The 24,562-nt window shown below is 72.9% G+C and carries 26 protein-coding genes; 14 read left to right on the top strand and 12 right to left on the bottom strand.

Annotated features, from left to right (window positions below; all coding sequences use genetic code 11):
* The first annotated feature begins 42 nt into the window (after positions 1–42).
* On the top strand, positions 43–777 hold the full coding sequence (locus E1293_RS10265) for an enoyl-CoA hydratase/isomerase family protein (protein ID WP_207938770.1): 735 nt from the start codon (positions 43–45) through the stop codon (positions 775–777).
* 3 nt (positions 778–780) lie between these two features.
* On the opposite strand, the gene E1293_RS10260 is transcribed toward E1293_RS10265, so the two are convergent.
* Positions 781–1,986: a CaiB/BaiF CoA transferase family protein gene (locus E1293_RS10260; protein ID WP_132196301.1), complete on the bottom strand. Its 1,206-nt coding sequence runs from the start codon at positions 1,984–1,986 to the stop codon at positions 781–783.
* Positions 1,987–2,114: 128 nt separating this feature from the next.
* On the opposite strand from E1293_RS10260, the gene E1293_RS10255 reads away from it, so the two are divergent.
* From E1293_RS10255 to E1293_RS10245, 3 genes are read left to right on the top strand one after another with little or no spacing between them, the layout of a single operon-like run.
* The gene (locus E1293_RS10255) at positions 2,115–2,975 is read left to right on the top strand and encodes a mycofactocin-coupled SDR family oxidoreductase (RefSeq protein WP_132196299.1); all 861 of its coding nucleotides are present in this window, start codon (positions 2,115–2,117) and stop codon (positions 2,973–2,975) included.
* Between the two features lie 20 nt (positions 2,976–2,995).
* Positions 2,996–3,187, top strand: a complete 192-nt coding sequence (locus E1293_RS10250; RefSeq protein ID WP_132196297.1) for a ferredoxin — start codon at positions 2,996–2,998, stop codon at positions 3,185–3,187.
* A gap of 30 nt (positions 3,188–3,217) precedes the next feature.
* Complete coding sequence (locus E1293_RS10245; RefSeq protein ID WP_132196295.1) at positions 3,218–4,891, top strand: thiolase C-terminal domain-containing protein; 1,674 nt, start codon at positions 3,218–3,220, stop codon at positions 4,889–4,891.
* A gap of 23 nt (positions 4,892–4,914) precedes the next feature.
* Here E1293_RS10245 and E1293_RS10240 read toward each other — a convergent pair whose 3' ends face one another.
* Positions 4,915–5,583 (bottom strand): TetR/AcrR family transcriptional regulator, encoded by a 669-nt coding sequence (locus tag E1293_RS10240; RefSeq protein WP_132196293.1) that lies wholly within the window; start codon positions 5,581–5,583, stop codon positions 4,915–4,917.
* Between the two features lie 65 nt (positions 5,584–5,648).
* Here E1293_RS10240 and E1293_RS10235 point away from each other — a divergent pair, with 65 nt between their 5' ends.
* From E1293_RS10235 to E1293_RS10215, 5 genes are read left to right on the top strand one after another with little or no spacing between them, the layout of a single operon-like run.
* Positions 5,649–6,686, top strand: coding sequence for a phosphotransferase family protein (locus E1293_RS10235; RefSeq protein WP_132196291.1), 1,038 nt, complete (start codon positions 5,649–5,651; stop codon positions 6,684–6,686).
* 15 nt (positions 6,687–6,701) lie between these two features.
* Positions 6,702–7,580 (top strand): acyl-CoA dehydrogenase family protein, encoded by an 879-nt coding sequence (locus E1293_RS10230; RefSeq protein ID WP_132196289.1) that lies wholly within the window; start codon positions 6,702–6,704, stop codon positions 7,578–7,580.
* Complete coding sequence (locus E1293_RS10225) at positions 7,577–8,725, top strand: acyl-CoA dehydrogenase family protein (protein WP_132196287.1); 1,149 nt, start codon at positions 7,577–7,579, stop codon at positions 8,723–8,725. Before E1293_RS10230 ends, E1293_RS10225 begins: the two co-directional genes overlap by 4 nt.
* A gap of 58 nt (positions 8,726–8,783) precedes the next feature.
* Positions 8,784–9,617 (top strand): NAD(P)-dependent oxidoreductase, encoded by an 834-nt coding sequence (locus E1293_RS10220; protein ID WP_207938769.1) that lies wholly within the window; start codon positions 8,784–8,786, stop codon positions 9,615–9,617.
* A gap of 10 nt (positions 9,618–9,627) precedes the next feature.
* Positions 9,628–10,422 carry an enoyl-CoA hydratase gene (locus E1293_RS10215; RefSeq protein WP_132196285.1) on the top strand — a complete coding sequence of 265 codons (795 nt, stop codon included), beginning with the start codon at positions 9,628–9,630 and terminating at the stop codon, positions 10,420–10,422.
* On the opposite strand, the gene E1293_RS10210 is transcribed toward E1293_RS10215, so the two are convergent.
* A complete protein-coding gene (locus tag E1293_RS10210; protein WP_132196283.1) occupies positions 10,416–11,588 on the bottom strand; it encodes an acyl-CoA dehydrogenase family protein in 1,173 nt (390 codons plus the stop codon). The two genes, E1293_RS10215 and E1293_RS10210, sit on opposite strands and share 7 nt — an antisense overlap.
* Positions 11,589–11,621: 33 nt before the next feature.
* Complete coding sequence (locus E1293_RS10205; protein WP_132196281.1) at positions 11,622–12,248, bottom strand: TetR/AcrR family transcriptional regulator; 627 nt, start codon at positions 12,246–12,248, stop codon at positions 11,622–11,624.
* A gap of 179 nt (positions 12,249–12,427) precedes the next feature.
* On the opposite strand from E1293_RS10205, the gene E1293_RS10200 reads away from it, so the two are divergent.
* Together E1293_RS10200 and E1293_RS10195 are read left to right on the top strand one after the other, a co-directional pair.
* A complete protein-coding gene (locus E1293_RS10200; RefSeq protein ID WP_132196279.1) occupies positions 12,428–12,865 on the top strand; it encodes a Zn-ribbon domain-containing OB-fold protein in 438 nt (145 codons plus the stop codon).
* The gene (locus E1293_RS10195) at positions 12,858–14,009 is read left to right on the top strand and encodes a thiolase family protein (protein ID WP_132196277.1); all 1,152 of its coding nucleotides are present in this window, start codon (positions 12,858–12,860) and stop codon (positions 14,007–14,009) included. The genes E1293_RS10200 and E1293_RS10195 overlap by 8 nt, the downstream gene beginning before the upstream one ends.
* 19 nt (positions 14,010–14,028) lie before the next feature.
* On the opposite strand, the gene E1293_RS10190 is transcribed toward E1293_RS10195, so the two are convergent.
* On the bottom strand, positions 14,029–15,621 hold the full coding sequence (locus E1293_RS10190; RefSeq protein WP_132196275.1) for a FadD3 family acyl-CoA ligase: 1,593 nt from the start codon (positions 15,619–15,621) through the stop codon (positions 14,029–14,031).
* 88 nt (positions 15,622–15,709) lie between these two features.
* Here E1293_RS10190 and E1293_RS10185 point away from each other — a divergent pair, with 88 nt between their 5' ends.
* Genes E1293_RS10185 through E1293_RS10175 form a run of 3 tightly spaced genes read left to right on the top strand, consistent with a single transcriptional unit; the run spans position 15,710 to position 18,697 of the window.
* Complete coding sequence (locus E1293_RS10185) at positions 15,710–16,798, top strand: acyl-CoA dehydrogenase family protein (RefSeq protein ID WP_132196273.1); 1,089 nt, start codon at positions 15,710–15,712, stop codon at positions 16,796–16,798.
* Positions 16,785–17,915 carry an acyl-CoA dehydrogenase family protein gene (locus E1293_RS10180; protein WP_132196271.1) on the top strand — a complete coding sequence of 377 codons (1,131 nt, stop codon included), beginning with the start codon at positions 16,785–16,787 and terminating at the stop codon, positions 17,913–17,915. Before E1293_RS10185 ends, E1293_RS10180 begins: the two co-directional genes overlap by 14 nt.
* Complete coding sequence (locus E1293_RS10175; RefSeq protein WP_207938768.1) at positions 17,912–18,697, top strand: enoyl-CoA hydratase/isomerase family protein; 786 nt, start codon at positions 17,912–17,914, stop codon at positions 18,695–18,697. The genes E1293_RS10180 and E1293_RS10175 overlap by 4 nt, the downstream gene beginning before the upstream one ends.
* A gap of 9 nt (positions 18,698–18,706) precedes the next feature.
* Here E1293_RS10175 and E1293_RS48535 read toward each other — a convergent pair whose 3' ends face one another.
* From E1293_RS48535 to E1293_RS10140, 7 genes are all read right to left on the bottom strand, one after another.
* Positions 18,707–19,714, bottom strand: coding sequence for an acyl-CoA dehydrogenase family protein (locus tag E1293_RS48535; protein WP_207938767.1), 1,008 nt, complete (start codon positions 19,712–19,714; stop codon positions 18,707–18,709).
* The gene (locus E1293_RS10165) at positions 19,711–20,841 is read right to left on the bottom strand and encodes an acyl-CoA dehydrogenase family protein (protein ID WP_132196269.1); all 1,131 of its coding nucleotides are present in this window, start codon (positions 20,839–20,841) and stop codon (positions 19,711–19,713) included. Before E1293_RS10165 ends, E1293_RS48535 begins: the two co-directional genes overlap by 4 nt.
* 11 nt (positions 20,842–20,852) lie before the next feature.
* On the bottom strand, positions 20,853–21,296 hold the full coding sequence (locus E1293_RS10160; RefSeq protein WP_132196267.1) for a nuclear transport factor 2 family protein: 444 nt from the start codon (positions 21,294–21,296) through the stop codon (positions 20,853–20,855).
* A gap of 88 nt (positions 21,297–21,384) precedes the next feature.
* Complete coding sequence (locus E1293_RS10155; protein WP_132196265.1) at positions 21,385–21,696, bottom strand: DUF4286 family protein; 312 nt, start codon at positions 21,694–21,696, stop codon at positions 21,385–21,387.
* 24 nt (positions 21,697–21,720) lie between these two features.
* A complete protein-coding gene (locus tag E1293_RS10150; protein WP_132196263.1) occupies positions 21,721–22,977 on the bottom strand; it encodes a metal-dependent hydrolase family protein in 1,257 nt (418 codons plus the stop codon).
* Positions 22,974–23,306, bottom strand: a complete 333-nt coding sequence (locus E1293_RS10145; protein ID WP_132196261.1) for a hypothetical protein — start codon at positions 23,304–23,306, stop codon at positions 22,974–22,976. The genes E1293_RS10150 and E1293_RS10145 overlap by 4 nt, the downstream gene beginning before the upstream one ends.
* The gene (locus E1293_RS10140; RefSeq protein ID WP_132196259.1) at positions 23,303–24,562 is read right to left on the bottom strand and encodes an aromatic ring-hydroxylating oxygenase subunit alpha; all 1,260 of its coding nucleotides are present in this window, start codon (positions 24,560–24,562) and stop codon (positions 23,303–23,305) included. The genes E1293_RS10145 and E1293_RS10140 overlap by 4 nt, the downstream gene beginning before the upstream one ends.

Raw genomic sequence — 24,562 nt, 5'->3', positions numbered from 1 at the left:
GATGCCATACGCTATTTGCAAAATTGAGAATGTCAATCTCACATGGGAGAAGCGTTCATGGTCGACCTCGAACTGGAGCGGGGGGTGGCGGTCGTCACCATCGACCGCCCGCGGGCCCGCAACGCCATCGCGCCCGCCACCATGGACCAGCTGGACGAGGCCCTCGACGCGGCCGAGGGGGCCGGGGCGCTGGTGGTCCGGGGCGCGGGCGACCGCGCGTTCGTCTCGGGCGGCGACCTGAAGGAGCTCGCCGCCCTCCGCACCGAGGAGCAGGCGACCGCGATGGCGCTGCGGATGCGCGGCGTCTGCGACCGGATCGCGGCCTTTCCCGCCCCGGTGATCGCCGCGCTGAACGGGCACGCGCTGGGCGGCGGCGCCGAGGTGGCGGTGGCCGCCGACATCCGGGTGGCGGCCGCCGACATCACGATCGGGTTCACCCAGTCGACGCTGGCGATCATGCCGGCCTGGGGCGGCGCCGAACGGCTCGCCGCGCTCGTCGGCCGGGGCCGGGCGCTGCTGCTCGCGGGCGCGGGCACGGTGCTCGGCGCGGCCGAGGCCGAGCGGCTCGGACTGGTCGACCGGGTGCTGCCGCGCGCCTCCTTCGAGGAGGGCTGGCGCTCGCTGGCCGCGGCGCTGGCCACCGGCGCGGCGCGCGAGATCAAGCGCGTCGCCGGCGGCGGCCTGACCGCGGACGAGGCCGCGGGCGCCTTCGCCCGGCTCTGGGTCGCCGACGAGCACTGGGACGCGGCGGCGAAGGCGGTGAACCGCGCACGATGACCGTCAGGTGACGGCGCCCGCGGTCTTGAGGGCGATGATGCGGTCCCAGTCGAGGCCGAGCTCGGTGAGGATCTCCTCGGTCTGGGCGGCGAACTCGGGGGCCGGGCCCAGGTCGGGCGCGGCCACGTCGAACTGCACCGGGCTGGCGACCAGTTCGAGGTCGCCGGCCTGGACGATGTACTCGTTCGCGCGGGCCTGCGGGTCGTTGCCGGCCTGCAGCGAGTCCTGCACCGGCGCCCACGGCCCGGCGAGGGTGGCGAAGCGCTCGGTCCACTCGGCCAGGCTCCGGGCGGCGATGGCCTCCCGGAGGATCTTGACCGCCTCGCCGGTGTTGGCGGCGATCCGCTCGGCGTCGGCGAAGCGGGGGTCGCCGGCCAGCTCCGGCCGGTCGATGTGGCGGCACACGTCCGCCCAGAACTTGCCGGGCTGCAGCATGACGAAGGCCAGGTACCGGCCGTCGGACGTGGCGTACAGGCCGGACAGCGGGTTGCTCGGCGAGCCGTGCGCACCCGCCGGGGGCGGGGCAAGCCGCTCGCCGACGCGAAGAGAGAGCGCGATGCCGTGCCCCATCGCCCACAGGCCGCTGCCGAACAGCGACACGTCCACGGTCGACGGCTCCCCGGTGCGCTCGCGCCGGAACAGCGCGGCCGCGATGCCGCCCGCGAGGTTGGTGCCGGAGATCGTGTCGCCGTAGGCGGGGCCCGGCGGGCTGATCATCCCCTCGGTGCCGGCGGGGGTGAGGCTGGCGGCCGTGCCGCCGCGCGCCCAGAACGCGGTCATGTCGTACCCGCCCTTGCCCGCCTCCGGCCCGCGCGGCCCGAGCGCGCTGCCCCGCGCGTAGACGATCTTCCGGTTGACGGCCCGGACGTCGTCGACGTCGATGCCGAACCTGGTGCGCGCACCGGGCAGGAAGCTCGTCAGGAACACGTCCGAGCGCCGGATCAGCGCGTCGAGCACCACCCTGCCCTCGGGCACGGTGAGGTCGAGCCCCAGGGAGCGCTTGCCGCGGTTCGCGTGCTCGATGTTGGGGTTCGGGTCGCCGTCGACGCGGATCGTGCCGATCTGCCGCAGGCCGCGCTGCGGGTCGCCGGCGACCGCGTGCTCCACCTTCACCACGTCCGCGCCCCAGTCGGCCAGCACGGCGCCGGCCGACGGGACGAACCCGTACATCGCGACCTCCAGGACGCGGACGCCCTCCAGCGGCCTCACGCGGCCACCGCCGCGAAGATCCCGGTCTCCATGAGCTCCTCCAACCCCGGGGGCTTCCCGGTCGACGCCGTGGAGAGTAATGTTCTCACATCCGGAACTAGGATTCTCTCGGAGAGGACACCACACCGATGGGACGTGTTGCGGGAAAGGTCGCGTTCATCACGGGCGCGGCCCGGGGCCAGGGCCGCAGCCACGCGGTACGGCTCGCCGAGGAGGGCGCCGACATCATCGCGGTCGACCTGTGCCAGGACTACGAGACGATCGGCTACCCGCTCGCCCGCCCGGACGACCTGAAGGAGACCGTCCGGCTCGTCGAGGAACTGGGGCGGCGCATCGTGGCGGTCCAGGCGGACGTCCGCGAGGCCGCCCAGCTGCGGGAGGCGGTGGAGCGCGGCGTCGCCGAGCTCGGGCGGCTCGACATCGTCGTGGCGCAGGCGGGCGTGGCGGGGATGAAGGGACGGCCGCCGCTGCGGGCGTGGAGCGACGTCGTCGACACCAACCTCGTCGGGACGATCAATGCGGTCCAGGCCGCGCTGCCGCACCTTCCCGAGGGCGGCTCGATCATCGCGACCGGGTCCATCGCCGCGCTGATGGTCATCGGCACCATCGACCAGCCGGGCAGGGACCCCGGCGGGCACGCCTACATGTACGCCAAGCAGGCGCTCTCGCACTACATCCACGAGCTCGCGAGGAACGTGGCCCCACTGCGGATCCGCGCCAACGTCGTGCACCCGACCAACTGCGACACCGACATGCTGCAGAGCGAGCCGATGTACCGCTCGTTCCGGCCCGACCTGGAGCACCCGACCCGCGCGGACGCCGAGCCCGCGTTCCGGACGCAGCAGGCGATGCCCGTCCCCTACGTCGAGCCGCGCGACATCAGCGACATGGTCCTGTTCCTGGCCTCCGACGAGTCCCGCTACGTCACCGGCATGCAGATGCGGGTGGACGCCGGCGGCTACCTCAAGTGGCACGACTACAAGGCCTGACCCTCCAGGGAGGAGAAATCGTGAAGGTGCAGGTCGACCAGGAGCTCTGCCAGGGCCACACGCTCTGCGCGATGCGGGCGCCCGACGTCTTCGAACTCGACGACATCGACGGCCACTCATCGCCGGTCAGCGAGGAGGTCCCGGCCGGCCAGGAGGGGAAGGTCCGGGAGGCGGTCCGCTCCTGCCCGGAGCGCGCGATCTCGGTGTCCTGACGTCCGGCGAAGAGAGCACCTGGAGGCGACGTGGCCGGACCTTCGGGCCGCCCCCTGCCGTCGATCACCGATGAGACCGAGTTCTTCTGGACGGCGGGGGCGGACGGCCGGCTGCGCTTCCGGCAGTGCGAGGCGTGCGCGGCGCTGATCCATCCGCCGCAGCCGGTGTGCCGGTACTGCCGGGGCACCCGGCTGCGGGTGCGGGCGGTGTCGGGGTTCGCGACGCTGATCGGCTTCACCGTGAACCACCGGTTCAGCCCGCCTGGGCTGGCCGCCCCGTACGTCGTGGCGCAGGTGGCCGTCGAGGAGGATCCTCGCGTCCGGCTGACGACCAACGCCGTCGAGTGCGACCCCGCCGACCTGGTGCTCGGCATGCGGATGGAGGTCGTGTTCGAGCAGGCCGACGACGTGTGGCTGCCGCTCTTCCGGCCTGCCGCCGAGCAGGGCGAGCACCCGGCGGGGCTGCCCACCGACGCGGTGGAGCCGGAGCGGATCGGCCTGCACGTCCGGCCGATGGTCACGCCGGAGAAGTTCGAGGACCGCGTCGCGCTCAGCGGCATCGGCAGCTCGGAGATCGGGCGCCGGCTGATGGCGGCGCCCCTGGCGCTGACCGTGTCGGCGTGCGAGCGGGCGATCGCGGACGCGGGCCTGGCCCTCGACGACATCGACGGCCTCGCGACCTATCCGGGCGCCGGGGCCTTCGGCGGGTTCGCCGAGGGCGGGATCACCGCGCTGGAGTCGGCGCTCGGCATCCGCCCGACCTGGCACAACGGCGGCGCGGAGACGTTCGGTCCGGGCGGTTCCCTGATCGCGGCGATGCTGGCGGTCGCGGGCGGGCTGGCGCGGCACGTGCTGTGCTTCCGCACGCTCTGGGAGGCCACGCACACCGACCTGGTGCGGCGCGGGCGGATCGACCCGCCCGGCGGCGGGCGGGTGTCCGGCGGCGCGGCGTGGATGCACCCGTTCGGGGCGGTCTCGGCGGCGCACACGCTGGCGCAGAACGCGCAGCGGCACTTCCACCGCTACGGGACGACCCGCGAGACGCTCGGCTGGATCGCGCTGAACCAGCGGGCGAACGCCGCGCTGAACCCGGCGGCGGTCTACCGCGAGCCCCTGACGATGGACGACTACCTGAACGCCCGCCCGATCACCACGCCGTTCGGCCTGTACGACTGCGACGTGCCCTGCGACGGCGCGGTCGCGGTCGTCGTCTCGGCCGTCGGCGCCGCCCGCGACCTGGCCAAGCCGCCCGTCCTGGTGGAGGCCGTCGGGACGCAGATCATCGAGCGGCTGGAGTGGGACCAGAGCACCCTGACCCACGAGCCGCAGGTCCTCGGGCAGGCCGCGCACATGTGGACGCGGACGTCGCTGCGTCCCTGCGACGTGGACGTGGCGCAGCTCTACGACGGGTTCACCATCAACTGCCTGTCGTGGATCGAGGCCCTCGGCTTCTGCGGCATCGGCGAGGCCAAGGACTTCCTCGACGGCGGCAAGAACATCGCCCGCGACGGCCTGCTGCCGCTGAACACCCACGGCGGGCAGCTCTCCCATGGACGCACCCACGGCATGGGCCTGGTCCACGAGGCCGTCGCGCAGCTGCGCGGCGAGGGCGGTGAGCGGCAGGTGCCGGGCGCCCGTGTCGCGGTGGTGAGCAGCGGCGGGCTGACTCCGAGCGGGGCGATCCTGCTGCGGTCGGACACGTGACGTGCGCAGGAGGGCCCCGCCGGTCACTCCGGGGCCGGCGAGCCGGCGCCGGCGATTCCGGTGAAGCAGAACTCCCAGACCTCGCGGGAGGTGAACGGCGCGGCGCGGCCCTCGGCGGGGACGCCGTTGCCCTGCGCCGCGAACATGATCGTCTGCATCACGAGGGAGGCCCGCCGCCGGGGCCGGCCCGCGGGGATCGCCCCGGCCGCGGCGGCCTGCTCGATCAGCTCGGTGAACACCGCGAGCAGCGGGAGGTGCGCGGCCGCCACCTGGGCGGGATTCCGGACGAGCAGGTGGCGCGCGAAGTCGCTGAACAGCGGGCGCTCCACGTGCGGCTGCGGCCGCGACTGCGCGTGGAGGAGCTCGACGGCGCCCCGCAGGCGGCGCAGCGGGTCGGCCTCCGCCGCCGCGGCGGCACGGATCTCCAGCGCGCCCCGGGCGAGCGCGTCCTCGAAAAGCGCGAGCAGGAGCTCGTGCTTGCCGTCGAAGTGCTGGTAGAAGCTGCGCAGGGACTGCCGGGACCGTTCGACGATCTCCTGGACGGTGAAGTCCGTCGTCCCCTTCTCGGCGATGAGGTCCTGAGCCGAGTCCAGGAAGCGCTGGACCCGCTGCTCGGCGCGGAGCTTGGCGGCCCGCGTGGAGCGCTCGACGGCCCTGCGGCGCCAGGCGGGCTCTCCGGAGACTTCGGTCACCCGGAGAACACTACGTCACGGTCGAGACTCTTACTATCGTCAGACGAGAATGTTATTCTCACTGCATGGACCCGGCCAACGAACCCGTCGACGGCTCGGCGCTCGCCCGGTGGATGGACGGCCGCGGCCTCGCGCCCGGCGAGCCCGTCGCGACGTCGCTGATCTCCGGCGGCACGTCCAACGAGATCATCGAGGTCCGGCGCGGCGGCCGGACCATGGTCCTGCGCAAGCCGCCGCGGCGCGTCCCGCCGGGCCGCGACGAGACGATGCTGCGCGAGTTCCGCGTCCTGACGGCGCTCAAGGGCACCAGCGTCCCGCACCCGGAGGCCATCGCCGCCTGCGACGACACGGGCGTCATCGGCTCGTGCTTCTACCTCATGGAGCACGTGGACGGCTGGTCGCCGATGAACGTCGACGGCGGCTGGCCCGAGCCGTTCAAGAGCGACCTGTCGCTGCGCCCCGCTCTCGCCTACCAGCTCGTGGAGGGCATCGCGAGGCTCGGCGGCGTCGACTGGCGCGCCCGCGGCCTGGAGGGTTTCGGCCGGCCCGAGGGCTTCCACGACCGGCAGGTGGACCGCTGGCTGGCCCACCTGGCGAAGTTCAGGTTCCGCGACATCCCGGGTATCGACGAGGCCGCCGCCTGGCTGCGCGGCCACCGCCCGAGCCACTGGGAGCCCGGCATCATCCACGGCGACTACCAGTTCGCGAACGTGATGTTCCGGCACGGCGCGCCGGCCCGGCTCGCGGCGCTGGTCGATTTCGAGATGGCCACGGTCGGCGACCCGCTGCTCGACCTCGCGTGGGTGGTGATGGGCTGGCCGGACGCCGGCGAGGACCGCGGCGGCCAGGGCTATGTCGACTACACCGGCATGCCGGACCGGGCCGACCTGCTGGAGCACTACGCCAGGGTCAGCGGGCGGGACGTGAGCGAGATCGACTACTACGTGATCCTCGCCCGCTTCAAGATGGCGATCGTGCTGGAGGGCGGCTACGCCCGCCATGTCGGCGGCGAGGCGGACAACCCGAAGATGGCCCACTACGGCGACGCGGTCCTGCGCACCGCGGCCGCGGCGGCGGAACTGGCCGCCGCGACGCGGCTCTGAGAGACGAGGGCGCTCATGGATTTCGAGTTCGACGAGGACCAGCGGCTCCTGCGGGAGATGGTCCGCGACACGGTCACGAAGTCGCGGTCCCTGCCCGAGGAGCGGCTCTGGCGGACCTACCAGGACCTGGGCTGGCTGGAGACCCCTCCGGTCGAGCTCGCGATCGTCCTGGAGGAGCTCGGCTACGTCGCCGACCCCACCCCGTTCCTCGCCTCGGCGACGTGGTTCGCGCCGCTCGCCGGGCGGCCGCCCGGCGGCTCGGGCACGGGCGTCTTCGACGGCACGGGACGGTTCGTGCTGGACGCGGACCGGGCCGACGAGGTCGCGCTGCTCACCGCCGGCGGTGTGGTCGTCGTGCCCGGGCCGGAGGTGGCGGCCTCCCCCGTCCAGACCTTCGACCCCACCCTGCACGTGGCGCACGTCGAGGCCGCGGACCTCGCCGCCGGAGTCCCGGACCTCGCCCTGATGGGCCTCGCGGTCACCGCGGTCGGCGCGTGCCGCCGCATCCTGGACCTGGCCGTCGCGCACGTGAAGCAGCGGGAGCAGTTCGGCGTGCCGATCGGGTCGTTCCAGGCCGTCAAGCACAAGGCGGCGGACATGCACGTCGCGATCGAGCGGGCCAAGGCCCTGGCCTACTACTCCGCGCTGACCATCGCCGAGGACGACCCGCGCCGCCGCGAGGCCGCCCTGATGGCCAAGGCCGCCGCCGGCGAATGCCAGCGGGTCGTCTTCAAGCACGGCTACCAGCTCTTCGGCGCCATGGGTTACACGTGGGAGAACGATCTGCAGATCTACCTCAAGCGGGCCAAGGCGTGCGATCTGCTGCTGGGCGGGGCGTCCGTGCACCGGCGGGCGCTGGTGGAGGAAGTCACGCGGAAGGGCGCGGCCCTATGAAGCTGACCCCCGATCCCGAGATCGAGAAGTTCCGTGCGGAGTTCTCCGCGTTCCTGGACGCGAACCTGCCCGGCCCGGAGGAGGCCGTGCCCCGGCCGCGGTCGAGCGCGGACATACCGGAGTGGGCGCGCCGCTGGCAGCGCAAGCAGTTCGACGCGGGCTGGCTGCTGCCGGGCAACCCGCCGGAGTACGGCGGGCGCAACGCGACGCTTCCGCAGCAGCTCGCCCACCTGGAGGAGCTGTCACGGCGGCGGATCTACCACAGCTTCAACCCGCAGGGCCTCGGCATCGTCGCGGCGTCGCTGCTGACCTTCGGCACCGAGGAGCAGAAGAGGCGGTGGGCCGTCCCGATCCTGCGCGCCGAGATGACCGCCGCGCTCGGGATGAGCGAGCCCGGCGCCGGCTCCGACCTGGCCGGGCTGCGCACCCGCGCGGTCCTCGACGGCGACGAGTTCGTGGTCAACGGGCAGAAGGTCTGGACGTCCGGGGCGCACGACGCCGACGTCCTGCTGACGTTCGTGCGGACCGATCCGGACGCGCCCAAGCACAAGGGCATCAGCGTCCTGGTCGTCCCCACCGGCAGCGAGGGCCTGGTCCGCAGGCCGTTCGGGTCCATCGCCGCGCCCGACGACCACGACTTCAACGAGGTGTTCTTCACCGATGTCCGGGTGCCGCGCGCCAACCTGCTCGGGCCCCTGCACGGCGGGTGGGGCGTGGCGCACGGCTCGCTCGGGCACGAGCGGACGCTGCTCTGGCTGAGCTACGCGGACTGGATGAGCTACCTGATCGAGGACTCGCCCAGCGTGCGGGAGTGGTACGCGACGCTGCTCATGGACCGCCAGGCGCTCCGCCTCCTCGGCTACCGCCAGCTCGCCGGCGGGCGCGACCCGGCGGAGCTGTCGGTGCTCAAGCTGTTCGGCTCGGAGGCAGTGCAGGAGGCGTCCTTGCACGCGCTGGAGGAGCACGGGCCCGACTCCCTGGTGCACCCCACGCTGACCGCGCCGTCCAACCACATGGACCTCGACGACCACTACGCGAGCTGGTTCGAGCGGTACGCGCGCAGCTTCGGCGGGACGATCGCCGGCGGCACCTCGGAGATCCAGCGCAACATCATCGCCGAGCGCATCCTCGGCCTGCCCCGATGAGAGCGACCGGGCGGGACGCGACCGTGACGTGCACACCGGATCTCAGTGAGGAGGGCGCATGAGCCCATCGCGCATGCGCGTCGGTTTCATCGGGCTGGGCAGCCAGGGCGGCCCCATGGCGCGCCGGATCGTCGGCGCCGGGCACCCGACGACGCTGTGGGCGCGCCGTCCCGCCACGCTGGAGCCGTTCGCCGGCACCGGCGCCGCGGTCGCCGCGTCGCCCGCCGAGCTGGCCGCGGCGAGCGACCTCGTCTGCGTCTGCGTGGTCGACGACGCCGGAGTGCGGGAGGTCGTCGCCGGCGAGAAGGGCGTGCTGGCGGGAGCCGCGGAGGGCGCGACGATCGCCGTGCACAGCACCGTCCATCCCGACACCTGCCGCCGGCTCGCGGACGAGGCCGGGACGCTGGGCGTCGCGGTGATCGACGCGCCGGTGAGCGGCGGCGGGCCCGCGGCGGACGCGGGCCGCCTCCTGGTGATGGCGGGCGGCGAGCCGGAGACCGTCGAACGCTGCCGCCCGGTGTTCGCCGCCTTCGCCGACCCGGTCGTCCATACGGGGCCGCTCGGGTCCGGGCAGGTCGCGAAGCTGCTGAACAACCTGCTGTTCAGCGCCAACCTCGCGACGGCGGCGACCGCGCTCGGCCTCGGGCGGGCGCTGGGCGTCGACGCCGCCGGGCTGGCCGAGGTGGTCTCCCGCGGGAGCGGCGCCAGCTTCGCCCTGGACCGGGTCGCCTCGGGCGGCGGGACGCTCGACCGCATCGCCGCCCACGCCGGGGGCCTGCTCCGCAAGGACGTCGGGCTGATCGCGGGCATCGCCGGCGCGGCGGGCGCCGAGCCCGGCGCCGTCCTGGACGCCGCCGACGCGGCCCTCGGCCTCATGGGCCACAAGAGATGAGGAGAATCCGATGGACCAGATCCTGTACGAGGTCAAGGACCGCATCGCGGCCATCACGCTGAACCGCCCCGAGGCGGCCAACGCCCAGACGATGGCGCTGCTGGACGATCTCGACGCCGCGTGGAGCCGCGCCGCCGCCGACGACGACGTGCGCGTCATCGTGCTGAAGGCCAACGGCAGGCACTTCTCGGCCGGGCACGACCTCAAGGGCGGCGGGCCCGTCCCCGACAAGATCACCCTGGCGCACATCTACGGTGTCGAGGCGCGCCGGTACCTGGAGTACACGCTGCGGTGGCGCAACGTCCCGAAGCCGTCGATAGCCGCGGTCCAGGGCAAGTGCATCGCGGGCGGGCTCATGCTCTGCTGGCCCTGCGACCTGATCGTGGCCGCCGGGAACGCCGAGTTCTCCGACCCCGTGGTGCACATGGGCATCGGCGGCGTCGAGTACCACGGCCACACCTGGGAGCTCGGCCCGCGCAAGGCCAAGGAGATCCTGTTCACCGGCCGCCCCATCACCGCGGACGAGGCGGAGAAGGTCGGAATGGTCAACCGGGTCGTCGAGCTGGACGCGCTGGAGGACACCGCGATGGAGCTGGCCGGGCGCATCGCCGAGATGCACCCGTTCGCGCTCAGGCAGGCCAAACGCGCCGTCAACCAGACCCTGGACGTGCAGGGCTTCTACGCGGCCATCCAAGCGGTGTTCGACGTCCACCAGACCGGCCACGGGAACGCCCTCAGCGACGGCGGCTTCCCCGTCCTGATGCGCCTGGACGGCATGAAGGACAAGGTGAAGGGGGCTCAGTAGGACCTCGGCAGGCCGAGGACGTGCTCGCTGATGTAGTTCAGCACCATCTCCTGGCTGACCGGGGCTATGCGCATCAGGCGGGACTCCCGGAAGTAGCGCTCGACGTGGTACTCGTGGGCGTACCCGAACCCGCCGTGCGTCTGGACGGCCGCGTCGGCGGCGGCGAAGGCGGCGTCGGCGCAGAGGTACTTCGCGGTGTTCGCCTCCTTGCCGCACGGCAGCCCGTCGTCGTAGCGGGCGGCGGCGTGCCGGGCGGCCAGCTCCGCCGCGTCCAGCCGCATCGACGCCTCGGCGAGCGGGAACGCGATCCCCTGGTTCTTGCCGATGGGACGGCCGAACACCACGCGCTCGCCCGCGTACCGCACCGCCCGGCGCAGCGCCGCGCGCCCGATGCCCAGCGACTCGTGCGCGAGCAGGATCCGCTCGGGGTTGATGCCGTCCAGCAGGTAGGCGAACCCGCGGCCCTCCTCCCCCACCAGAGCCGATCCGGGGACGCGGAAGTCGTCGATGAACAGCTCGTAGGAGGACACCGCGTTGCGGCCCAGCTTCGGGATCGCGCGCATCTCCACCTCGCCGCCCGTCAGGTCGACGACGAACATCGACAGCCCGTCCGTCGGCCGCCCGCCCTCGCGCGGCTCGCCCGTGCGGGCCAGCAGCACCGCCCTCTGCGACTGCGCCGCCTTGGTGATCCAGACCTTCCGCCCGTTGATCACGTAGTCGGAGCCGTCCCGGCGGGCGAAGGTGCGGATGCGGCTCGTGTCGGACCCGGCGTCGGGCTCGGTGACGGCGAAGCACACGTGCAGGTCGCCCGCCGCGGCGCCGGGGAGCAGTTCGCGGCAGAGCCGGTCGCCGCCGTGCCGCGCCACCAGGTTGAGCCCGAAGATGGTCAGGTGGAACGGGCTGCACCCGTTCATGCCCGCGCCCGACGCGGCGATCTCGTACATCATGGACGAGGCCGCCGAGACGCCCATGCCCGCGCCGCCGTACTCGCGCGGGATCGCGATGCCGAGCCAGCCCCCCGACGCGAACGCCTCGTAGAACTCCCAGGGGAACCTGCCCTCCTGGTCGGCCTCGGCCCAGTAGGCGTCGTCGAACCGCCCGGCCACCTCCCGGACGGCCGCGCGCAGCTCCTCGTCGGTCAGCGCCTCACCGGAATTATTCGACATAGACGTCGAAATTATAATGAGCCGGCCGCTCGGTCAATGCCGGCGGGCGGCGTCCGGGCGCAGGCCGAGCGCGTTGGCCCACAGCAGCGTGAGCTGCTCCACGGCGTCGTTCATGGCGAAGCGGGCGCCGCCGACGAACATCATCTCGGCGAACTTGGCGACCATGCCGCCGAGCGCGGTGGCCGCGTAGCGCTCGTCGATCCGCTCGTCGGCCAGCCCCTCCGCCTGCAGCCGCTTGATCGCCGACTCCAGCCGGGCCGCGAGGTAGTCGTCGCGCTTGGACCGCACCCGGCGCACGTCGTCGTCGTACCGGCTGACCTCCTCGATGACCCGCATGATGCGGGCCTCCTTGCGGTAGGCGGTCAGGTAGGCCTTGTTGGCCGCGCGGATGCGCTCGACCGGCCCGGCGTCGTCGGCCAGGTCCTGCGCGATGTCGTCCATGGACACCAGGCGCACCTCGACCTCCTCGGCGATCTCGCGGAAGAGCGATTCCTTGGAGTCGAAGTAGTGGTAGAACGACCCGTGCGAGACCTCGGCCTCGGCGGCGATGTCGGTGATCCGCGCCTGGAGGAAGCCGTCCCGCTCGAAGACGGTCTTGCCCGCGGCGACCAGGCGCGCCCGCGTCCGGCGGCCCTTGGCCGAGCGGGGCTCGGGGTCCATGCGGGCACCTCCAGTGCGATGAATCCGACATCGGAAAAACTCGACGTCGAGGCTACCAAGCCTCCACACCCGCCCGGTCCGGATGGCGGCCGACCCGGTTCCTTTAATTGACTTCGACGTCAGTATAGGATGAATCGTCACGGTACTCCCGGTTCGCCCGGGGGGAGCAAGGAGAGCTGATGCCACCGGTCCCCATCGCCGACGACCTGTTCACCTGGCCCGACGACGAACCGCGGCTCATCGGCGGCCGGTGCGAGGAGTGCGGGACGCACGTGTTCCCGCTCCGCGCCGGCTGCGCGCGCTGCGGGGCCGCCGCCGTCGAACGCGCGCTGCTGAGCCGTTCCGGGACGCTGTGGACGTGGACGACCCAGGGCTTCCCCCCGAAGGCACCCTTCCGCGGCGAGTTCGCCGGGACCGACCCGTTCGAGCCCTGGCCGGTCGGCGTGGTCGAGCTCCCCGGCCAGCTGCGCGTCGAGAGCCTCCTCACCGGCTGCGCGGTGGGCGACCTGGAGTTCGGCATGCCGATGCGCCTGGTGACCATGCCCTTCAGCACCGGCGAGGACGGCCGGGAGATCATCACGTTCGCCTTCGCCCCGGAAGGGACCGGCCATGCCTGACGTCGCGATCATCGGGGTGGGGATCCACCGGTTCGGCCGCTTCCCCGGCAAGCCCGCCCTCGCCATGGGCGCCGAGGCGGCCCGGGACGCGCTCGCCGACGCGGGCCTGACCTGGGCGGACATGCAGTTCGCCGTCGGCGGCAGCTACGAGGTCGACCAGCCGGACGCCGTCGTCGCCGAACTGGGGCTGACCGGCGTGCAGTTCACCAACGTCTACAACGGCTGCGCGACGGCCGGCAGCGCGCTGGCCCTGGCGAGCCAGACGATCAGGCTGGGCGCGCACGGCATCGGCCTCGTCCTCGGCATGGACAAGCACGAGTCCGGCGCCTTCACCGCGGACCCGCGGGAGTACGGCTGCCCGTCCTGGTACGGCGAGATGGGGCTGTTCCTCACGACCAAGTTCTTCGGCATGAAGATCAACCGCTACATGCACGACCACGGGATCACCAGCGAGACGCTCGCCGCCGTCGCCGCCAAGAACTACCGCAACGGCGAGCTGAATCCCAACGCGCACCGGCGCAAGCCGCTGACCGCCGAGCAGATCCTCGGGTCGCGGATGGTGAACCACCCGCTGACGCAGTACATGTTCTGCAGCCCGAACGAGGGCGCGGCGGCGGTCGTCGTGTGCCGCGCCGACATCGCCCACCGCTACACCGACAAGCCGGTCTACCTGCGCAGCGTCGTGACCCGCACGCGGCGGTTCGGCGCGTTCGAGGTGCACACGCCCTCCGCCTCCGTGGCGGCCGACCACGTCCCGGCGCCGACCGTGGATGCCGCAAAGGCCGCGTTCGAGGAGGCGGGCGTCGCCCCCGCGGACGTCCAGATCGCCCAGCTCCAGGACACCGACGCGGGCGCCGAGGTCATCCACATGGCCGAGGCCGGGCTCTGCGCGGACGGCGAGCAGAACGACCTGGTCGCCGCGGGCGCCACGGCGCCGGGCGGCAGGCTGCCGGTCAACACCGACGGCGGCCTGATCGCCAACGGCGAGCCGGTCGGCGCGTCGGGCCTGCGCCAGGTCCGCGAGCTGGTGCTGCAGATGCGCGGCCGTGCCGGCGCGCGGCAGGTCCCCGGCGAGCCGCGGGTCGGGCTCGCCCAGCTCTACGGCGCGCCGGGCGTCGCCGCGGTATCCGTCCTGTCCACCTGAGCGGCTCCAGGCGGGGCGGTCAGGTCGTCGCGCGGCCGGCCGCCCGCTCCCGCAGCGCGGTCTTCCGCACCTTTCCGCTCGCGGTGAGCGGCAGCTCGTCGATCAGCTCGACGAAGCGCGGCACCTTGTAGTTGGCCATCCGCTCGCGGCACCAGGCGATGACCTCGGCCGCGGACGGCGCGGGCGGGCGCGGCACGACGAACGCCACGCCCACCTGGCCGAGGCGCTCGTCGGGGACAGCGACGACCGCGGCCTCCCGCACCCCCGGGTGTTCGAGGAGCATGGCCTCGATCTCGGCCGGGTAGGTGTTGAACCCGCCGACGATGAACATGTCCTTGGAGCGTCCGACGACGCGCAGGCAGCCGCGCTCGTCGACTCGCCCCAAGTCGCCGGTGCGCAGCCAGCCGCCGGCGGAGAGCACCTCTGCCGTCGCGTCCGGATCGCCCAGGTAACCCGCCATGACGGTCGGGCCGCGCAGCACGATCTCGCCGATTGCGTCAGGGGCGGCCTGTGCGCCGGAGCCGTCCACGACCCGGATCTCGAAGCCCGGACGGGCGCGGCCGACCGTGGTCGCGATGGTCCCCGGGTCGCCGTCGGGCGCGGTCGAGCTTGCCGTCCCCGCCTCGGTCAAGCCGTATCCGGCGACGATGACCGAGAACGGAAGCTCGTCGCGGATGCGCCGGATGAGCTCGACCGGGATGTCCGCCGAGCCCGTCACCGCGACGCGCAGGCTCGACAGGTCGTACCGGCCGCGGCCGGGGTGCTCCAGGATCGCGTGGTACATGGTCGGGGCGCCCGGCAGGACGGTGGCCCGCTCCCCGGCGACCAGCGCCAGCACCGCGTCGACGTCGAGGACGGCCTGCGGGTACATGGCGGCGCCGGCCGACAGGCAGGCGAGGATGCCGGCCTTGAACCCGAACATGTGGAAGTAGGGGTTGACCATCACGTAGCGGTCGTCCTCGCTGAGTCCCGTCATGGCGACCCAGTCCGTGGCCACGCCCATCGTCCGGCCGTGGGTCATGACGACGCCCTTGGGCGCGCCGGTCGTCCCGGACGTGAAGAGGATGTCGGACGTGTCGTCCGGGCCCAGTGCGGCGCGCCGCCGGTCGACCTCGGCGAGCCCGTCCTCGGTGGCGCGCGCCAGGAAGGCGTCCCATGCCACGCCTGCCCCGGACGGACGACCCCGGGCCACGACGATGGTCCGCAGGTCCGGCAGCGGCACATCAGCGCCGGCGAGCATCTGCACATAGTCGTTGCCGAGGAAGTCCGTCACCGTCACCAGGACCTTCACCTCGGCGCGGCTCAGGACTTCGGCGGCCTCCCGCCCCTTGAACCTGGTGTTGACCGGGACGAGGACGGCGCCCGCCTGGTACAGCCCGAGCAGCGCGACGATCCATTCGCGGCCGTTGGGCGCCCAGATGCCGACCCGGTCTCCGGGTTCGACGCCGTCGGCGACCAGCGCGGCCCCGAAGCTCCGGGCCTCCTCGTAGAGCGCCGCGTACGACAGGCGGACCTCGCCGTCCACGACGGCGACGCGGCCCGCGAACCGCTCGGCGGCGGACTCGGTCATCGCGGCGATGCTCGGCCGGACAGCCCTCGGGTCATCGCTCATGTCGAGCCTCCAGGATTGACTTCGACGTCAGTATAGACTTCTATCGGAGGCAGCCAAGAGTCTCCGAAGAGCCGCGGAGTGAACGCCGATGGACGTCCGCCTGTCCGACGAGCAGCGGGCGCTGCGCGAGTCGGCCGCCCGGCTCGTCGGCGACCGCGCGCCCCGCTCCGTCGCCGCCCTGGCCGACGCCGCCCGCGCCGCCGGGCTGGAGGCGGCCCTGACCGCCTCCGGGTGGCGCGAGCTGCGCCTCCCCGACCCGGACGCGCCGGACCGCCCGCTCGCCTCCGCCGTCGAAACCGCGATCGTGGCCGAGGAGCTGGGCCGGGGCCTGGCCGACGTACCCTTCCTGGGGCCGACGCTGGCCGCCGAACTGCGGCGCCGCGCGGGCGCCGAGGCCGCCGCCTCGATCGAGACCGTCCTGCTGCGCCCCGACCTGTCCGGCCCGGCCGTGATCGAGGACGGGCGGACGCGCTGCTCCGGCACCGCGATCGACGCCCGAGGCGCGACGGCCGCCCTCCTGCTCGTGCGGACCGACCACGGCCACGACCTGGCCTGCGTCCCGGTGGCCGGAACGGTGGCCGGAACGGTGGCCGGAACGGTGGCCGGCACGGCGCCGGGACGCGACCTCACCCGACCGGCGGCCGCGGTCGCGGACGCGGTACCCGGCCGCCCGCCCGGCCCGGCCCGGCGTCCGCTCACCGCCGGGGACGTCGAGGCCTGGTCGGCGTTCGCCCTCGCCCTCACCTGCGCCGACCTGGTGGGGACGATGCGCGGCGCGGTGGACCTCGCCCGCGCTTACGCCGGCGTCCGCCACCAGTACGGCGTGGCCATCGGCACCTTCCAGAGCGTCCAGCACATGCTGGCGGACGCGTTCGTCTCGATCGAGGGGTCGAGCAGCGTCGCCCGGCACGCGGCCTGGGCGGCCGACACCCTGCCGCCCGGTGAGGCGCTCGCGGCGGCGGCGGTCGCCAAGGCCTACTGCGGCCGCGCCGCCCGCGAGGTGTGCGAGACCGCCGTCCAGGTGCACGGCGGCATCGGCATGACCTGGGACTGCCTCGCCCACGTCCACCTGCGGCGGGCGCTGCTGTCCACCCAGGTGCTCGGCGACGTGGGCGCGAGCCTGGCCCGCGTCGTCGCGCACCGCGAGATCGGAGGCGGGCCCGATGGACTTCGCTGACTCCCCCGAGGAGGCCGCGTTCCGCCTGCGGCTGCGGGCCTGGCTCGCGGAGCACAATCCGGGGCTCCCCCAGTCGTCGACGGCCGACGCGTACTGGGACGGCCAGGCCCCCTGGCACCGGGCGCTGTACGACGCCGGGTTCTTCGGCCTGTCGTGGCCCGAGGAAGTCGGCGGCCGCGGCCTGCCGAGCGTGTACGAGGCGATCGTCGACGAGGAGTTGGCGCAGGCCGGCGCCCCGCCGCGTCCCAGCCTCGGCTACCTGGTCCAGGGCATGATGCGGCACGCGGCCGAGGACGTGCGGCGCCGCTTCCTGCCCGGCCTGGTCAGCGGGCGCGAGCGCTGGTGCCAGGGGTTCAGCGAACCGGACGCCGGGTCGGACCTGGCGGCGCTGCGCACACGCGCCGTCCGGCGCGGCGACCGGTACCTCATCAGCGGGCACAAGGTCTGGACGAGCTACTCCGACGAGGCCGACTGGTGCCTGGTGCTGGCCCGGACCGACCCCGGCGTGCCCAGGCACAAGGGGCTGTCGGCGTTCGCCGTCCGGATGGACCAGCCCGCCGTCGGGCGGCGCCCGCTCAAGATGATCAACGGGGTGACCCGGGAGTTCGGCGAGGTGCTCCTGGACGGCGCGGTCGCCGAGGCGGCCGACATGGTCGGGGCACCGGGCGAGGGCTGGCCGCTCGCCATGACGGTGGTGAGCCATGAGCGGGAGCCGGGCGAGCTCGGCTACGTCGCGCGCTACGGCAAGGCGGTCGGCGAACTGGTGGCCGCGCTGCGCTCCGAGCCCGGCCGCTTCACCGCGGAGAACGTGCGGGACGTGGCGTGGGCGGTCGTCGAGGCCGAGATGCTGCGGCTGCACGTGTGCCGGCGGCTCTCCGACCGGCTGGACGGAACCTCGCACGGGCCCGCGGGCTCGGTGGACAAGCTGCTGATGACACGGGTCGAACAGACCGTGGGGCACGCCGCGCTCGGCATCGGCGACCGGACGGGCGGCATCGAGGAGGACACGTGGCTGAAGATGTACCTCTACAGCCGGGCGCAGAGCATCATGGGCGGGACGTCGCAGGTCCAGCGCAACCTGGTGGCGACCCGGATCCTCGGGCTGCCGGCGTCGTGAGCGGCGCGTACGGGATGCCCCCCGAGATCGAGGTCACCGCGGACGGGCCGATCAGGGTCGTGACGCTCAACCGCCCCGAGTCCCTGAACGCGACCAACCACGTCCTGCACGAGGGCCTCGGCGCGCTGTTCCCGCGCCTCGACGCGGACGACGACGCCCGAGCGGTCGTGCTCACCGGAGCGGGGCGGGCGTTCTCGGCGGGCGGCGACTTCGCCTACCTGGACGAGCTGACCAAGGACGACGCGCTGCGGCGGCAGACCCTGGTGGACGCGCGCCGCATCGTCACCGGGATGGTGCAGTGCCGGCTGCCGGTCGTCGCGGCGGTCAACGGGCCGGCGGTCGGGCTCGGCTGCAGCCTCGTCGCGCTCTCCGACATCGTGTTCATCGCGGAGAGCGCCCACCTCGCCGACCCCCACGTCATGGTCGGGCTGGTGGCGGCCGACGGCGGCCCGGTGACGTGGCCGCTGCTGACCAGCCTCCAGCTGGCCAAGGAGTACGCCCTCACCGGGGACCGGATCAGCGCCCGCCGGGCCGCCGAGATCGGCCTGGCCAACCATGTCTGCGCCGACGGCGAGGTGCTGGAGTCGGCGATGGCCTGCGCGCGCCGGCTCGCGGCCCTCCCCCGGCGGACGATGGAGGACACCAAGCGCGTCCTGAACCTGCATCTGGAACGCGCCGTCCTCGGCACGCTCGATTTCGCGATCGCCGCGGAGGACCGCTCCTTCCTGTCCCCGGAACTGCGGGCGACCCTCGACAAGCAGAAGGCCAAGCGGAAGAAGTGAGGCTCCGGTTCACAGGGGCGGCGGCGGGGGCAGGCGCCGGTCGCGCAGCAGTCGCTCTCCGAGTTCGCGCGTCAGCGTCCGGGAATCGCCGAGGAGGCCGTCGAGGGTGAGGACGCGCCGGAAGTAGCGGTGGAAGTCGTGCTCGTCGGTGAACCCGACGCCGGCGAGCACCTGCTGGCAGTGCCGCGCCACCGTGCGCGCGTTGCGTCCCGCGAGGGCCTTGGCCATGCCCGCCGCCAGAGCGGAGACCTCGCCGCCCTCCTCGATCGCGGCGCCGGCGGCGGCTTCCGTGCTCTCGACCGCGACCAGGGACTCGGCCAGCCGGTGCCGGACGGCCTGGAACGCGCCGATCGGGCTCCCGAACTGGACGCGCGTCACCGCGTGCTCGCACGCCAGGCGGAGCATCGTCCGGGAGGCACCGCTCAGCTCGTGCGCCAGCGCCAGCCGTCCGGACGCCAGCGCGCCCTCCCAGGCGGCGGCCGCGATCCCGGTGCCTTGCGGCGCGGTGCCTTGCGACGCGGTGCCTTGCGACGCGGTGAGGCCCTGCCCTTCCATCGCGGTCAGCCCGAGGCGGGGATCGACGCCTCCGATCGGCCGGGCCTGGAGTTTCCCCGTCTCGACCGTGACTGCCCGGAGCGCGCCGTCCGGTCCGGCGGCGAGCACCACGGCGTGGGCGGCGCCGGCCGTCCGTACGGTGCCGAGACCTCGCACCGTGAGGGCGCCGTCGTGAATGCGGCCCGGTGGTCCGCAGCTCCCGAACTCGGGTAGCACGAACGCGGTGTCCGGGCCGGCGGGCAACCCGAGGGCGGTCGTCAGCAGGTCGTCCAGCGCGCCGGAGACCGCGTTCGCCATGCCCTGCCGGCCGAACAGCAGCGGGACGACCGCGATCCCCTCTTCGTCCAGCGCCTCCCGCCAGCCGACCTCGGCCAGCGACGCCTCCACCGCCGCGGCGGTCTCGTTCCGGAAGGCCGCCTCCAGGCTCTCCCCCAGCAGTTCGGCGGTGCCGGTATCCATCATCGTTCCGCCCCAAGGCCGAGCAGGCGGCGCGCGATGATGCCGCGCTGGATCTCGGCGCTGCCGCCGTAGACCGTCGCCGCCCGCGAGTACAGGAACTCGGTGCGCCACCGGCCGGCGGCCGCGTCGCCGCCGACCGCGACGGCCGCCGGCACCGCGTCCGCGACCAGGTCGAACACCGCCTGCTCGGTGGTGGCGAGCAGCACCTTGTCGACCGAGGTCTCCGGGCCGAGCCGCTCGCCGCGCTCCATCCGGTGCTGCGTCCCGCGCGAGCGGGCATGCAGGGCGAAGGCGAGTTGCGCGACCGCGCCGAGGTCGCCGGGGTCGATCGTGCCGTCCGGGACCGACGCGAGCAGGCGTCCCAGCCGCTGCCGCAGGTAGGCGCCGCGGTGCCACAGGGACGTGCTCCGCTCGTAGGGCAGCAGGTCCATCGCGACCGCCCAGCCGCCGCCGGCCTCGCCGAGGGTGCGTTCGAGCGGTACGCGTACGTCGTCGAAGAACACTTCGCAGAACTCGTCCCGGCCGTGCATCGCGCGGATCGGGCGCACCGTGACGCCGGGCGAGTCCATGTCGACGAACAGCGCGGTGATGCCCCTGCTGCCCGACTCCGGCGTGCCGGTGCGCACCAGCAAGACGCAGCGGTGCGCGTACTGCGCCAGGCTCGTCCAGACCTTCTGCCCGATGACGTGCCACGAGCCGCCATCCCGGCGGGCGCGGCAGGCCAGCGAGCCCAGGTCGCTGCCGGAGCCCGGCTCGGAGAAGCCCTGGCACCAGGTCTCGTCGCCGCGCAGGAGCCGCGGCACCATCTCCGCCGCCAGGCCCGCCGGCGCGAACTCGATCATGGTGGGTGCCAGCACCTCGGTCATCGAGTAGATGCCGGGCTCGATCAGGTCGCGGGACGCCAGCGCCTCGCCGAGGTAGGCGCGCAGGAGCGTGGAACCGCCGAGCCCGCCGACCCGTTCGGGCCAGCCCCGGCGCATCCAGCCCGCGTCGTAGGTCGTGCGCTTCACCTTGGAGAGATGTTCTATCTCTTGGTCGAAGGCGACGTCCGGGCCGGCCTCCATCCTCAGCTCGGGCTCGTGCTCGTCGAGCCACGCGTCCAGGCCGGCGCGGAACTCCGGGAGGTCCACCGGGCACGCTCTCAGTTCGCGGACCGCTGCGTCGGCGCCGGGCGCAGCGGGTCATGGGGCCGCCCCGAGTCGCGGGCGCCGCTGCGCCGCAGGAAGGTCATCGCCCTCGTCCGCAGCCGCCACCCGTCCGGCGTGCGGGTGTAGGTGTCGGTGTACCAGCCGATCCGCATCGAGTGGTCGTGCTGGGCGACGAAGCACAGGGGCTGCTCGCCCGCGGCCGACGCCTCCCCGTCGAACGTGATGGCCGGAGTCCCCACCGAGAACAGCCCCTTCGGCGCGGCCGCGACCAGCCCGGGGAAGTCGCCGACCCCGTACTCCTCGCCGAACGCGCTGTAGGTGCCGTCCGGGGCGAACACGGCGACGACCGCGTCCACGTCGTCCTTCGTCATGCCGGCCGCGTAGCGCGCGAGCAGCTGCTCGATCTCGATGACGTCGGCGATGCGCGAGGCGTCCACGCTTCGACCTCCTCAGCAGGAGCCGGTACCGGGCCCGCCGGCGCGGCCGGCCCGCTGCGATCCTAACTCGACTTCGACGTCAAAACCACTAATGGCTCCCGTCCCGCCGGCGGAGGTAGCGGATCTCCGGAGGCGGGTCGAGCCGGACCCCCTCCGGCCGCGAGAGCCTCCCGGACGACTGCGCCTCGCTCAGCGCCGCCTTGGCCCGCTCCAGATCGCCCTCGATCTCATAGATCACGACGAAGGTGCCGCCGTCGAGGGACTCCAGCCGCCTGGCGGAGACGAAGCCCTCCAGCCGCAGCACCTCGGGAATGTGCTTGTTGTCGTACCAGTCGTGGTAGGCCGGGGCGTCCCGGGTGGACGAGGGACACGATTCGACGATCATCACGCCGCCTGTCATGTGCGCTCCGTTCGGGTGGGGCGGTCAGGTGTTCTTGTGGACGCGGCCGTCCTTCATGACGAACCGCACGTCCTGGGTGACGGTGATGTCCCGCGACGGGTCACCGGGGACGGCGATGATGTCGGCGAGGAACCCCTCCTCCAGGCGGCCCAGCTCGTGGTCGAGCTCGACCAGTTCCGCGCTGGTGACGGTCGCGGCCCGCAGCGCCTGCATCGGGGTCATCCCGCGCGACACCAGGGCGGCGAGCTCCTTGGCATTGTCGCCGTGGGGGACGGCCGGGGCGTCGGTGCCGCAGGCGATCCTGACCCCGGCGGCGATGGCCTTGGGAAGCATCGACCTGGCGCGGGGGAAGACCTCGGCGGCCTTCTTCCGCAGTTCGGGCGCGGCCCGCCCGACGTCCATCGCGTCGGTCAGGTAGGTCGTCGACACCAGGAACGTGCCGTGCTCGGCCATCAGCGCGAGGGTCTCCTCGCCGGCCAGGAAGCCGTGCTCGACGCAGTCGATGCCGGCCCGGACGCACGCCCGCACCGCCCGGTCCCCCACCGCGTGCGCGGCGACGCGGACGCCGGCCCGGTGCGCCTCGTCGGCGATGGCCGCCAGCTCCTCGTCGGAGTACTGCTGGGAGCCGGGGCCGGTGCTGTGCGACATCACCCCGCCCGACGCCGACACCTTGATCACTTTGGCGCCGTGCCGGAGCTGGTAGCGGACGCAGGCGCGCACCTCGCCGACGCCGTTGGCGATGCCCTCGCCGATGCTCAGCGGCATGATCCCCGGCGCCAGGCGCTGGAAGACGGTCGGGTCGAGGTGGCCGCCGTACGGGGTGACCGCATGGCCCGCCGGGATGATGCGGGGACCGTCCACCCACCCCTGGTCGATGGCGCGCTGCACGGCGACGTCCAGGAGGTAGCCGCCCGTCTTGACCATCAGGCCGAGGTTGCGGACGGTGGTGAACCCGGCGAGCAGTGTCGTCCGGGCGTTCAGGGTCGCGCGGATCGAGCGGTACGCCGGATCGTCCTGGACCCCGTGCATCGGCAGCGGCAGGCCCGTCGGGGTCTCCGGGCCGCCGATCAGGAAGTTGAGCTCCATGTCCATCAGCCCGGGCAGCAGCGTCACGTCGCCAAGGTCGATCTCGGTCGCCCCGGCGGGGGTCTCGGCGGGGTTCACCGCGGTGATGCGGTTCCCCTCCACCACGATCGCCGCCGGTGACCGGACCTCCCCAGCGCCGACGTCCGCCCAGCGCCGGGCCCGCAGCACGATCGGCGCCTCGGACGGCGCGGTCACGGCACGGGCTCGACGAGGCAGTCGAAGCTCGACGACCCGCTGTCGGGGACGCGGGGCTGCCGCCACACCTCGACCGGGAAGGACACCTGGACCATCGAGTACAGCAGGTGCAGGAGGTTCGTGGCGTCCTCGGGCAGCGCGTCGAACGCGAGCCCTTCGAGGTGGGCCATGGCCTCCTCGGCGCGGGGCACGACGGCGTCGTAGAACGCCTGCATCTCCTCGGTCGTGCTCGCCAGCCGCATGCCGTACCGTTCGTGCTCGGTGGGCAGGCACCATTTCGCGGCGAACGGCTCCAGATCGGCGAATCGCTCGGGCAGCAGCGCACTCACTTGCGGGCCCCTTCGTGGTCGTCGACCCATTCGCCCACGACCTTGTGCAGGTGCCGGCAGAGGATCTCCTGGTCGTTGAGATGGAAGCGGTCGATGTACCGGGTTTCGAGCATCATCTGCGTGGCCTCCAGAGTGTTGGAGTCCTGGAGCGCGAACTCCTTGAACGTCACCGCCGCCATTTCCTGGGCGATGCGTTCGCGGACACCGGTCGCCGGGACGAAGTAGACGTTGCCCTCGAAGACGTGAGTGTTGTACGACGTGGGCCAGTAGTGGTACGCCAGGTACCAGCCCTGGCTCCAGATGAGGATCACGAAGTTCGGGAACAGCTGGAAGGAGTCCAGCCCCCACGGGTCGCATTTGGCCGGGTTGACGCCGGGCGGCATCTCGCCGAGGCCGATCTGCTCCCAGGGGCCGAACAGCCCGCTGCGGGTCAGGATCTCCATGGGCTTGACCAGCTCGGTGTCCATTTCCCAGAAGCGCACGCCGGACGTGCTCACCATTCGGTGCGGGCCGTCGATCTGGTAGTGCGGCGCCTCGAATCCGGCCTGCTGGGCGGCGGTGGAGTACTTCTCCGGCGACTGCTTCGCATGCAGGACGGGCGCGTGGTAGAACTCGGCGAACGCGTCCATGTACAGCTTCCAGTTGGCATGGATCGTGGTGCTGTATCCGAAGCGGGCGGTCTGCTTCTCGAACGGGTAGCCGTCGAGCGCGGTCACCATCGGGCCGAGGAACTCGCGGAGCGACTGCTCGGGCTCCCGGGCGAAGTTGACGAAGATGAAGCCCGCCCAGACGTCGCAGTGCACCGGCGCGAGGCCGTTCCGGCTCTTGTCGACGTCGAAGAACTCGCCCTCCTGCTGGATGAAGGTCAGCGCGCCGTCGAGGCCGTAGCGCCAGCCGTGGTACTTGCAGGTGAACTGCCGGCAGAAACCCGCCGTGTCCTGCTTCGGATCGTCGGACCAGACGAGCTTGTTCCCGCGGTGGCGGCAGATGTTGTGGAACGCCCTGACCTGCCCCTGCCTGTCGCGCAGGACGATGATGGACGCATGGGCGGCGTCGACGTCCTTCGTGAAATAGCTGCCTTTGCGCGGGAGCTGCTCCACCCGCCCGACGTTCAGCCAGGCGCGCTTGAAGATCGCTTCCTTCTCACGCTCGTAGAACCCGGGAGTGATCGAGTCCTCGTAGGACACCGGGTCCGTGCCGAGTTCGGGATAGTGCTGGGTCCAGCTGCCTTCCGGTGGTTTCGGGAAACGCGGCAT

This window comes from Actinomadura darangshiensis (assembly GCF_004349235.1).
Taxonomy (GTDB): domain Bacteria; phylum Actinomycetota; class Actinomycetes; order Streptosporangiales; family Streptosporangiaceae; genus Spirillospora; species Spirillospora darangshiensis.
Note: the sequence above shows the minus strand (reverse complement) of the source record. Positions and strands in the feature narration are given on the sequence as shown.

What these genes read in the sequence shown, in the direction of transcription:
- E1293_RS10265 (WP_207938770.1), top strand. Translation starts at nt 43, where the DNA reads ATGGGAGAAGCGTTCATGGTCGACCTCGAACTGGAGCGGGGGGTGGCG.
- E1293_RS10155 (WP_132196265.1), bottom strand. Translation starts at nt 21,696, where the DNA reads ATGACAGGCGGCGTGATGATCGTCGAATCGTGTCCCTCGTCCACCCGG.
- E1293_RS10195 (WP_132196277.1), top strand. Translation starts at nt 12,858, where the DNA reads ATGCCTGACGTCGCGATCATCGGGGTGGGGATCCACCGGTTCGGCCGC.
- E1293_RS10215 (WP_132196285.1), top strand. Translation starts at nt 9,628, where the DNA reads ATGGACCAGATCCTGTACGAGGTCAAGGACCGCATCGCGGCCATCACG.
- E1293_RS10200 (WP_132196279.1), top strand. Translation starts at nt 12,428, where the DNA reads ATGCCACCGGTCCCCATCGCCGACGACCTGTTCACCTGGCCCGACGAC.
- E1293_RS10205 (WP_132196281.1), bottom strand. Translation starts at nt 12,248, where the DNA reads ATGGACCCCGAGCCCCGCTCGGCCAAGGGCCGCCGGACGCGGGCGCGC.
- E1293_RS10180 (WP_132196271.1), top strand. Translation starts at nt 16,785, where the DNA reads ATGGACTTCGCTGACTCCCCCGAGGAGGCCGCGTTCCGCCTGCGGCTG.
- E1293_RS10140 (WP_132196259.1), bottom strand. Translation starts at nt 24,562, where the DNA reads ATGCCGCGTTTCCCGAAACCACCGGAAGGCAGCTGGACCCAGCACTAT.
- E1293_RS10230 (WP_132196289.1), top strand. Translation starts at nt 6,702, where the DNA reads ATGGATTTCGAGTTCGACGAGGACCAGCGGCTCCTGCGGGAGATGGTC.
- E1293_RS10185 (WP_132196273.1), top strand. Translation starts at nt 15,710, where the DNA reads ATGGACGTCCGCCTGTCCGACGAGCAGCGGGCGCTGCGCGAGTCGGCC.
- E1293_RS10255 (WP_132196299.1), top strand. Translation starts at nt 2,115, where the DNA reads ATGGGACGTGTTGCGGGAAAGGTCGCGTTCATCACGGGCGCGGCCCGG.
- E1293_RS10225 (WP_132196287.1), top strand. Translation starts at nt 7,577, where the DNA reads ATGAAGCTGACCCCCGATCCCGAGATCGAGAAGTTCCGTGCGGAGTTC.
- E1293_RS10210 (WP_132196283.1), bottom strand. Translation starts at nt 11,588, where the DNA reads ATGTCGAATAATTCCGGTGAGGCGCTGACCGACGAGGAGCTGCGCGCG.
- E1293_RS10190 (WP_132196275.1), bottom strand. Translation starts at nt 15,621, where the DNA reads ATGAGCGATGACCCGAGGGCTGTCCGGCCGAGCATCGCCGCGATGACC.
- E1293_RS10235 (WP_132196291.1), top strand. Translation starts at nt 5,649, where the DNA reads ATGGACCCGGCCAACGAACCCGTCGACGGCTCGGCGCTCGCCCGGTGG.
- E1293_RS48535 (WP_207938767.1), bottom strand. Translation starts at nt 19,714, where the DNA reads ATGATGGATACCGGCACCGCCGAACTGCTGGGGGAGAGCCTGGAGGCG.
- E1293_RS10220 (WP_207938769.1), top strand. Translation starts at nt 8,784, where the DNA reads ATGAGCCCATCGCGCATGCGCGTCGGTTTCATCGGGCTGGGCAGCCAG.